This is a genomic window from Roseibium sp. RKSG952 (assembly GCF_009711355.1).
Window position 1 is genome coordinate 1 of record NZ_SMMF01000797.1, and the last position, 9,895, is coordinate 9,895.

The window sequence follows — 9,895 nt, forward strand, 5'->3', positions numbered from 1 at the left end:
CGGAAACCGCCTTGAAAGGCGTTCCGTGACATTTCATCTCCATCCCAAACAGCTGATAATGGGCAGAATTGGCGCGTTCAGCTGCGCAGGCCCAATCCAAGCGTGGCCTCCCCCCGGAAACACCCGTTGACCGGTCGTTCATGGATCATGGGTGCGCAAAGGCCCGCATCATATCCGGTTAAGAATAGCGCATCGAAACAGGAACTATCGTCCCGTCCATCCCTGCTCCGGCCACCGTCTGCGGGAGTGAAATATTGGTTAATTTGTTGATCGTAGTAAAGGCAGAACCTACGTAAATCCGAGCTAAATTATTAATAACCCAAGTAAAACTGTTTACTTGGAATGCGGAGTGGTGAAATGAACAAGTCGCATAGTAAGATTTTGGCCGGTGCTTTGGCGCTTCTTATCGCCGCAACGTCCTCATCCGCATTTGCCGCGACAGAGAATGTGGGCTTTGCCGGTGCGCCGATTATCGTTGACCGTTCATTGCCGGTTGGACATCGGGCAGGAGAATCATTCCAACTGGTTATTCAACCCGACGGAACTGCGACGCTTGACACGCGCTATGTCAACGCCAACCGTTTTGTTCCGGTCCAGTTCAACGACCAAGTCGTTCTTCTGGACAAGTCCGGAACGCCGATGACGTATGTTGCGGTCAATAACAAACTGCGCGGATCGTTGTGGCGCAAAACCCGTGACTCCAGCGAAGCAACCAACTTTGCGATAAGTCCCGAACAGCTGAAAAATCTCGGCGCTGTGGAGTTCATTGCCAGTAGCCGCGCTCCGAGGAGCAACCCGGATACCGTTTACGCGATAGCTGTAACGGGTGTTGATGCCCTGCCCGGAGGGGCCGCTCCGGGCGCTGCCGGTGCCGGCAAATAGTCAGTCTGCCAAGGCGGGCTGTGTCATGCCGCGCAAACAGCATGCGGTCTTGAGAGGCATGACCGCATGCTGTTGTTGCCGGCAATGAAAATGGACCGGCCGCTCAGCACTCGACGATGTTGACCGCAAGGCCGCCGGTGGAGGTTTCCTTGTACTTGTCGCGCATGTCGAGCCCGGTCTGGCGCATGGTCTCGATGCAGCCGTCGAGCGGTACGAAATGGGTTCCGTCCCCGCGCAGGGCCAGCGATGCGGCGGTGACCGCCTTGACCGCGCCAAGCGCATTGCGCTCGATACACGGCACTTGAACCAGACCGGCAATCGGGTCGCAGGTCATGCCCAGGTGATGTTCGAGCGCGATTTCCGCAGCATTCTCGATCTGTTCGTTGGTGCCGCCGAGAGCCGCACACAGACCGGCGGCCGCCATCGCGGAAGCGGAACCGACTTCGCCCTGGCAGCCGACTTCGGCACCCGAGATCGAAGCGTTGGACTTGATGATCCCGCCGATCGCCGAGGCGGTCAGCAAAAATGTGCGGATGCCTTCCTTGTCGGCGTCGGGGCAATGGTCGAGATAATAGCGCATCACTGCCGGAATGACGCCTGCCGCCCCGTTGGTCGGCGCGGTGACAACGCGTCCGCCGGCTGCATTTTCCTCGTTCACCGCCATGGCATAGACGCCAAGCCAGTCGACCACCGTATGCTCGAACGGCCGGTTGGTGCGGCCCTCGCGGATGAGTTTCTGGTAGATGTCGCTCGCCCGCCGCTTGACACTCAGTCCGCCCGGCAGGATGCCCTGTTGGGTGATGCCGCGGTTGATGCAGCTGTCCATGGCCGACCAGAGCCCGTCGAGGCCCTTTTCGACCTCATCTTTCGGTTTTTGGGCGCACTCGTTCTCCATTTTCATCTGCGCGATGCTGCAATGGGACGACTGGCCCATGGCCAGCATTTCCTTGGCGCTCCTGAACGGATAGGGCACATCCGGCGTGTCGTCGGCAATCGGCGTGTTCCTGGTGTTCCTCAGCTCTGATTCGGTGACCACGAACCCGCCGCCGATGGAATAGAAAACGAACTCGTCGACCATGGCGCCCTCGGCATCGAGGACCTTGAAGGTCATGCCGTTTGCGTGCAGCGGCAGGGGCGGCCCGTAATCGAAAATGACATCGTTGTCCGGATCGAATCCGAGGGGGGGGATGCCATCCAGATCAAGCGCCTTGCGGGTGTTGAGCGCGTCCAGCATCGGATCGATGCCGTCAGGATCGAGATCCTGCGGCAGGACCCCAAGCATGCCGAGGCAGACGGCGCGGTCGGTTGCGTGCCCCTTGCCGGTGAAGGCCAGCGAGCCGTGCAATGTCACGGTGATCCTTGCGCCGCGCGTCTCGACATCCGGGATAGCGCGCACCCTCTCAAGATACCGGTTGACGGCCACCATTGGTCCGATGGTGTGGGAGCTGGACGGACCGATACCGATCTTGAAGATGTCGAAAACGCTGATGAACATGCGAGCCCGGCACAAAGTCTGAGTGAATGGGAACAGGCGGTTTTTCAAACCATAGTCTGAACATGGGGTAATTTCTGACAAAGGTCACCTATCCTGTCCTGAAAAATCCGCAAAAAGACGTATACAGGCTAGGTTCATGTCGTTTTTTTAAGGCGGCAATTGTCAAGCCCGGGCTTCGTTGCCTGAAACGGGAAAGGGCGGCGAACCATGGAGCAGTTGAGATGGACCTGATAGACATAACCCCCGTTGTCCGGACGGGCATGGCGGTCTTCCCCGGGGATGCGCCCTACAAGACCTCGGCCACTTTTCAGATCAGCCCGGACTGTCCGGTGAATGTCGCGGAATTCTCCATGTCCTGCCACTGCGGTGCACATGCCGATGCGCCCTTGCACTATGATCCCGACGGTGCGGCAATCGACGAACTGCCTCTGGAGACCTTTATCGGGCCCGCCCGGGTGATTGATGCCCGGGGGCAAGGCCCCTTGTGCCTGCCGGAAGAGATTTCCGGCCATCTCGATGACGCACCGGAACGCATTCTCTTGCGTCTGGCGGATCGTCTTGACCCGATGGTCTGGCCCGCAGGGTTTCGGGCGATCCATCCCGCAACCCTGGACTTGCTGGTGGATCGCGGGGTCAGGCTGATTGGCGTCGATGTGCCTTCCGTCGATCCGGAAACCTCCAAGGATTTGCCCAGCCACATGGTGGCGCGGGCAAGAAATCTGAGAATTTTGGAGAATCTCACGCTCAGTGAGGTGTTTCCGGGTGATTATGAGTTGATTGCTCTGCCAATGAAGCTAGAAGGGCTCGACGCGGCCCCCGTCAGAGCGGTTTTGCGCAAGCTTTGATCGCCGGGGGCAGGGGATGGGAACAAAAACAATAAAATGCCGCCCATTGCGGCAAGGAGCAGAAATGCTAGTGCTTGACCAACTCGTTATGGACTTTAGCGGGTTCCGTGCGGTCAATGGCTGCAGTTTTTCGGTTGCCGAGGGGAGCATCACCGGCTTGATCGGGCCGAACGGCGCCGGCAAGACCACCTTGTTCAACCTGATCGCCGGGGCCATGCCGCCGACGGCCGGAAAGATCACCTTTCGTGGTGAAGATGTCACGCGGCTGTCCAGCGATGCCCTGTTTCACAAGGGATTGGTCCGGACGTTTCAGATCCCGCACGAATTCGACCGCCTTTCGGCGCTTGAGAACCTGATGATGGTGCCGCCGGAGCAGCCTGGTGAAAGCCTTGTGTCCAACTGGCTGTCCTGGGGCAAGGTTCGCAAGGCGGAGCAGGAGGTCGAGCGCAAGGCCTATGAAACGCTCGCCTTTCTGGAACTGACCCATATCGCCCATGAACGCGCCGGAAATCTCTCCGGTGGCCAGAAAAAGCTTCTGGAACTGGGCCGGACCATGATGACCGACGCCAAGCTGGTTCTGCTTGACGAACCGGCTGCCGGGGTCAACCGCACATTGCTGCGCAAGCTCGAGCAGAAGATCGAGATCCTGAACAAGGAGCGCGGCTACACCTTCATCCTGATTGAGCATGATATGGAGATGATTGAAAAACTGTGCGACCCGGTCGTGTGCATGGCCGAGGGCAAGGTTCTGATCGAGGGCGGGTTCCAGACCGTCCGCTCCGATCCGCGTGTGCTGGAAGCCTATCTCGGCGAAAGCGTGGAGGCGTGAGCATGCAGTCACTTCTGTCAATGGACGCCCTTACCGGCGGCTATGGGGATGCAAACATTCTTCAAGCCGTGGACATGCGCGTGTCGGATCAGGAAATCGTGGTGATTGTCGGCCCGAACGGGGCTGGCAAATCGACGGCCATGAAAGCGGTCTTCGGTCTCTTGAAGATCCGGGGCGGCGCCATCCGGTTTGATGGCGAGGACATCACCGGCTGGGCCCCGAACCGGATCGTGCAGCGCGGCATCTGTTACGTGCCGCAGGTCGACAACATCTTCCGGGAAATGTCGATCCACGAAAACCTGGAAATGGGCGCATTTCTGCGCAAGGGCGATCTGAGTGCGGCCTATGACCGGGTCTACACCCTGTTTCCGGATCTGAAAGAGCGGCGCAAGACGCTTGCCGGCACCCTGTCGGGCGGCCAGCGCCAGATGGTTGCCATGGGGCGGGCCCTGATGCTGGACCCCAAGCTCCTGCTGCTGGACGAGCCGACCGCGGGTCTGTCTCCCAAATACATGGAACAGATCTTCCAGATCTGCCGCGATGTGCGCGGCACGGGCGTTGCCATTCTGCTGGTCGAACAGCATGCCAAGCAGGCGCTGGCCTTTGCCGATCGCGGCTATGTGCTGGCGGCGGGGCGCAACCGGCACGAGGGCACGGGCGCTGAGCTGCTGGCCGATCGTGAAGTCGCCGAAATGTTCCTGGGCGGGTAAGAGAGCGACATGGATTTTCTTGAACTGATCAATTTCTACATCCTGCCGGGCGTGGTGCTTGGCTCGATTTACGCGCTCGGGGCGGTCGGGATCACGCTCGTCTTTGCCATCCTGCGCTATGCCCATCTGGCCCATGGCGATCTGGCCACACTCGGCGGGTTCATCGCACTGGCCGTGGTGACCGGCTTCGGCATCTCGCCTTATGCGGCCCTGCCGGTCGCGATTCTGGCAACGGCAGCGGTTGCCGTCGGGATCGACAAGGTGTTTTACGAACACCTGCGTGAACGGCCGAAAATCGTCACCGTCATGGCCTCGCTCGGTATCGCCTTGATGGTGCGTGCCGTGGTGCAGGTCGTCTGGGGCGTGGATTCGGAGAGTTACGTCAAGGGCATCGTGCGACCGGAAAACTATTTCGGCCTGCGCATCCGGGACCGGGAAATCTACACGATCCTGGCCATGCTGGTGCTTGTGGGCGTGCTGCAGGTGTTCCTCAGCCAGTCGAAATGGGGCAAGGCCATGCGTGCCATGTCCGACAACCCCAATCTGGCCTTGCTGTCAGGCATCGACAACAAGAAGGTTGTCATGCTGACCTGGGTGATCGCGGGCGGCCTGTGCGCGGCAGCCGGCGTGTTTCTTGGCATCAACACCGAACTCAAGTCGATGATGGGCTGGAACATGCTGTTGCCGATGTTTGCCGCCGCCATTCTGGGCGGGGTCGGCCGGGTCGAGGGCGCGGTGCTTGGCGGGCTGATCGTCGGAATTGCCGAGGAGCTCTCGGTTCTGGTGATCCCGAGCGAATACAAGGCGGCGATGGCCTTTGTCATCCTGCTGATCATGCTGCTTGTCCGGCCGACCGGCCTGCTGCGCGGCAAGGTTCTTTGAGGGAGACGGACTGATGGAACTTATGGGTCTCCTGAATTACGGCCTGTTTCTGGCCGTTTTCATCGGCATCTACGGGCTTCTGGCGCTGGGGCTGAACATCCAGTGGGGCTTTGCCGGGCTGTTCAATGCCGGTATCGCCGGGTTCTTCGCGGTCGGTGCCTACACATCCGCGATCCTGACCAGTGCGCCGGCCGACGGCCGTCTGGGCGGTTTCGAGATGCCGTTCTTCGTCGGCTGGATCGGGGCCATGATTGCCGCTGCCGTGATTGCCTGGCCGATCGGCAAGATCTGCTTGCGGTTTCGCTCCGACTATCTGGCGATTGCGACCATCGGCATTGCGGAAATCATCCGTCTGGTCATCAAGTCCGAACCGGCTCTGACCAATGGCGCGCGCGGCATCACGGGATTGCCGCGTCCGTTTGGCGATTTCGACTACACAACGTCGCTTGCCGCCTATTTGGTTCTGGTCTTCGTGGTGCTGGCAATTGCCTATGTGCTGGTGGAACGCCAGTTCAACGCGCCCTGGGGCCGAATGATGCGCGCGATCCGCGACAATGAGGCAGCGGCCCGGGCGATGGGCAAGAACATCGAGTACCGCCGTCTGGAAGCCTTTATCTTCGGCGCGGCCCTGATGGGTCTTGGCGGGGCCCTGTTTGCCCATTTCAACCGCTCGATCACGCCCGAGGCGGTAGATCCGATGGTGGCGACGTTCCTCGTCTGGATCATGCTGATCCTGGGCGGCTCGGGCAACAACCGTGGCGCGATCCTGGGGGCTGCAGTCGTCTGGATCATCTGGTCCATGTCGGAGATTGCAACGGACCAGCTTCCGCATGAATATGCGGTCAAGGCGAAATATGTCCGCCTGTTCCTGATCGGTCTGCTCCTGCAGCTGGTTTTGAGGTTCCGGCCCGAAGGCATCTTGCCGGAACCGTTGCGCGGCGATCTTCGCCAGACAAAAGACAGCGGTCCGCATTGAGCGGTCCGCAGATCCAATCCGGCACAAGCCGGACACAAGTGGAGGTAGTACTGATGAAACTCAAGATGCTCGCACTGGCCGGCAGCCTGCTGACGGCAACCGCGCTTTCAACCGGCGCAGCTCAGGCCGACGTCAAGATCGGCCTGCTCGGCGGTGTGTCCGGCCCGATTGCGGCCATGGCTCCGGCAATGATCGACGCGGCACAGCTTGCCATTGACGAAGTCAACGCGCAGGGCGGTATTCTGGACGGCGAAAAGCTTGTCGGCGTCGTCGGCGACAGTGCCTGCAACCCGCAAGGCGGCACGGATGCGGCAACCAAGGCGGTGAACATCGAAGGCGTCAGCGCCATCGTCGGCCCGCATTGCTCGGGCGCAGTTCTGGCGGCTGCCGGGTCGGTCACGGTTCCGGCCGGTATTGTCATGGTGACCCCGTCGGGCACGTCCCCGGAAATCACCGGACTGGACGACAAGGGCCTTGTGTTCCGCACCGTGCCGTCGGACGACTATCAGGGCCGAGCACTGGCGCGCACACTGCATGAACAGGGCTATGATTCTGTCGCGGTTGCCTATGTCAACAACGACTACGGCACCGGTCTCGCGAACTCCTTCAAGGACGAGTTCGAAGCCAAGGGCGGCAAGATTGCGGGCTTCGCCGGTCATGAAGACGGCAAGGCTTCCTACCGCTCCAACCTGGCTGATCTGGCCTCCGGCGGGGCCGACACGCTGGTGATCTTCGACTATGGTGACGGCACCGGGCTGACCATTCTGCGTCAGGCGCTCGAAAACGGTTTCTTCGAGCAGTTTGTCGGCGGCGACGGCATGAAGTCCGATGCGGTGATCAGCGAACTGGGGGCTGAAAACCTCAACACCTATTTCGCGTCCTCTCCGGTCGGTGAGCAGTCTGCAGCACTCGACACCTTCAATGCAGCCTTCTCCGAGGCTGGTGGCGATCCGGACGCGATCTTCGTGAACACCTCCTATGACGCTGCGTTCATGCTGGCGCTGGCGATCGAAAAGGCCGGTGGCGACAAGGCCGGTGTTGCAGATGCCCTGCGCGAGATCTCCAACGGCGAAGGCGAACCGATCCTGCCGGGTGAGTGGGCCAAGGCCAAGGCGTTGATCGATGAAGGCAAGCCGATCGATTACAAGGGTGCTGCCGGAGACCACAACTTTGATGAAAGCGGCGACGTGCCGGGTACCTATGCTCTGTTCGAGGTTGGCGCCAACGGCTATGAAGTCATGTCCAACATGAAGTGATTGGCCTTCAAAGGTTCAATCGTGATGACGGCGGCCCGGCGGGCCGCCGTTTTCTTTTGCGGGAGGCAAGGGGCATCAAACGATCTTCAGGCCCTTCAGGAAGCTGTACTTGTTCCAGACGACACGGCTTTCGGAAAGTTTGCCACCGGAGAAGCGGTCAAGACTGGCGCCCTTCCAGTGGATGGTTTTGCCTGCACCCGCGTCCCTGATCAGGGAGCCGGTATGCTCTGCGGTCATGGCCCACCAGGTCGATACCGAATTGGTTTCGGAAATCTGGCCGATGATTTCAACACGGGAATTGGAAAAATTCTCCTGATAACAGGTCAGAAGGGATCTCAGCTCGGCAAGATCCATGGTGTTTTCGGCTCCGGCCGAATTGAAATGACGTTCCCTGTCATCATCCCTGGCGATGAAATCTTCCCCGTAGGCTGACAGGATATCCCGCCACCTGTTGTTTTTCGGGGCAGGCATGGCCGAGACGACGCCGGGCGCAAAATGGACGCGCAAACCGGAGTTTGCCATGCCGTCCAGACCGTCCGCGTTTCCATTGCAAAAATGCTCAAGGATCTGCCGTGACAGAAGCTTCAGGTCGTCATCGGACATCTAGACTAACTCCTTGGTGAAATGCCGGAACAATCGGAACCGGTTACATGGGCCAGACAATTTGGCACAAGTATATAGTGGCCGGTATCGTAACCGTGGCGAGTATCGTGCCCAGAACGACGATCTGGCCCGTTTCCTTTGAATAGGCGTCCAGCTCCTTGGACAGAGCAAATGCCACCGCCGAGGTCGGGGTGCTGAACAGCAACACAAGGGACACCGAAGAGGAGGCATCAAGACGAAGGGCGAGGACAAGGCCCAGAACGATCAATGGAGCAGCCACCGCTTTCGCAAGGACCATCAACCAGACTTCAAGGCTCCACGCGGAAGGCGAGATTTCGCGAATGGACAGGCCGACAGCCACCAGCCCGACCGGAACAATCGACTTTCCAAGCATGTCGAGCGGTTCATGGAAGACATGCGGGACTTTCACTCCAAGGAGTAGAAATACCAGACCGAACAAGGGGCCCAGGATGAGCGGATTCTTGATCGTGTCCAGCAAGACGTGAAGGGTTGCCTTGGCTGCGCTGACAGATTCGGAACTCCTGCTGGACAGGCCGTGCAGGAAAAGCGTGATCGGCGTCAGAAGCAGGTAGCTGACAAATCCGTTGATGACCAGCGACGGTGTGCCCCTGGCGCCGACCACGGCCAGGATCAACGGCAGGCCGACGATGATGAGATTGAATTTCGCAATCGTGAAACCGGCAAAGACGCTGTCGCTCATCGGACGGTTCAAGGCCCGGTTATGGATCAGCATGATCGCACCGAAGACGATTGCGTATCCGAGGATCGTCGCAACAATCAAGGGGCCGTTCAACAGGTCGCTGATTTTGGAATCTGCGACCGCAAGAAACAGGCTGGCAGGCGCGGCCAGATAGACAATGTATCTGGTCAGCACCAGGTCGGCATTGTCGGGAAACCTGAAAAACAATCGCGCCAGATAGCCGATCGCTGCAATCAGGAGGATTGGAAAGGTAACTTCAAATGGATTCAGGTGGCTTGCCATTTTTGATCCCTGGCGGAATGCGGGTATAGGCAGTGCTACTCCAAGATATGTATTTGACCGGCGTGATGTAGTTGTCAGGATGACGCATCTTCACTTGGTTTTATTCCGTTTTTCAATTTGTTTTTTAAGATAAACGTGTTTTCGTTTGGAGCGTGCCAGATTGTAGCCTTTGGGGATTTTTACCAAGAGCGATCTGCGGCACTTTTTCATCAACTCATCGATGCTGATCTGCCGGTCTTTCGAATGTGGCGGAAGACGCTTCCCGCAAATCTGTTGGTTGGAACGCCGCCCTTGCCTTTGCATCCGGACTGCCGGGACAGGCCTGTCGAACGGTTTGACTTGGCGAACGAGGCTTTGATAGGCGCTGTGGAGCCACTATTGTGCGAGGTAGTGTCAAAGATCTTTCGCACTTTT

General features: G+C 59.1%; 10 protein-coding genes. 7 read left to right on the forward strand and 3 right to left on the reverse strand.

Translation table 11 applies throughout. The features are described 5' to 3' along the window. Window positions 1-357 precede the first annotated feature (357 nt). Window positions 358-882 carry a hypothetical protein gene (locus tag E1297_RS07270; RefSeq protein ID WP_155135848.1) on the forward strand — a complete coding sequence of 175 codons (525 nt, stop codon included), beginning with the start codon at window positions 358-360 and terminating at the stop codon, window positions 880-882. A 103-nt stretch (window positions 883-985) separates the two neighbouring features. Here E1297_RS07270 and E1297_RS07275 read toward each other — a convergent pair whose 3' ends face one another. Continuing rightward, window positions 986-2,377 carry an L-serine ammonia-lyase gene (locus tag E1297_RS07275; RefSeq protein WP_155135851.1) on the reverse strand — a complete coding sequence of 464 codons (1,392 nt, stop codon included), beginning with the start codon at window positions 2,375-2,377 and terminating at the stop codon, window positions 986-988. 221 nt (window positions 2,378-2,598) lie between these two features. Between E1297_RS07275 and kynB the strand changes: the two genes are divergently transcribed. The 6 genes from kynB to E1297_RS07305 all read left to right on the forward strand — a co-directional run bounded on the left by kynB (window position 2,599) and on the right by E1297_RS07305 (window position 7,875). Further along, window positions 2,599-3,222, forward strand: a complete 624-nt coding sequence (kynB, locus tag E1297_RS07280) for an arylformamidase (protein WP_155135854.1) — start codon at window positions 2,599-2,601, stop codon at window positions 3,220-3,222. Window positions 3,223-3,286: 64 nt separating this feature from the next. Next, on the forward strand, window positions 3,287-4,051 hold the full coding sequence (locus tag E1297_RS07285) for an ABC transporter ATP-binding protein (RefSeq protein WP_155135857.1): 765 nt from the start codon (window positions 3,287-3,289) through the stop codon (window positions 4,049-4,051). Window positions 4,052-4,053: 2 nt separating this feature from the next. After that, window positions 4,054-4,761, forward strand: coding sequence for an ABC transporter ATP-binding protein (locus E1297_RS07290; RefSeq protein ID WP_155135860.1), 708 nt, complete (start codon window positions 4,054-4,056; stop codon window positions 4,759-4,761). 9 nt (window positions 4,762-4,770) lie between these two features. Next, on the forward strand, window positions 4,771-5,643 hold the full coding sequence (locus E1297_RS07295; RefSeq protein WP_155135863.1) for a branched-chain amino acid ABC transporter permease: 873 nt from the start codon (window positions 4,771-4,773) through the stop codon (window positions 5,641-5,643). A 13-nt stretch (window positions 5,644-5,656) separates the two neighbouring features. Then, window positions 5,657-6,619 carry a branched-chain amino acid ABC transporter permease gene (locus E1297_RS07300; RefSeq protein ID WP_155135866.1) on the forward strand — a complete coding sequence of 321 codons (963 nt, stop codon included), beginning with the start codon at window positions 5,657-5,659 and terminating at the stop codon, window positions 6,617-6,619. A 53-nt stretch (window positions 6,620-6,672) separates the two neighbouring features. Continuing rightward, on the forward strand, window positions 6,673-7,875 hold the full coding sequence (locus tag E1297_RS07305) for an ABC transporter substrate-binding protein (RefSeq protein ID WP_155135869.1): 1,203 nt from the start codon (window positions 6,673-6,675) through the stop codon (window positions 7,873-7,875). 75 nt (window positions 7,876-7,950) lie between these two features. On the opposite strand, the gene E1297_RS07310 is transcribed toward E1297_RS07305, so the two are convergent. Together E1297_RS07310 and E1297_RS07315 are read right to left on the reverse strand one after the other, a co-directional pair. Next, entirely contained in the window at window positions 7,951-8,478 is a 528-nt protein-coding gene (locus E1297_RS07310) for an ester cyclase (protein ID WP_155135872.1), read from the reverse strand. A gap of 43 nt (window positions 8,479-8,521) precedes the next feature. After that, window positions 8,522-9,481 carry an AEC family transporter gene (locus tag E1297_RS07315; protein WP_155135875.1) on the reverse strand — a complete coding sequence of 320 codons (960 nt, stop codon included), beginning with the start codon at window positions 9,479-9,481 and terminating at the stop codon, window positions 8,522-8,524. Window positions 9,482-9,895 lie beyond the last annotated feature (414 nt).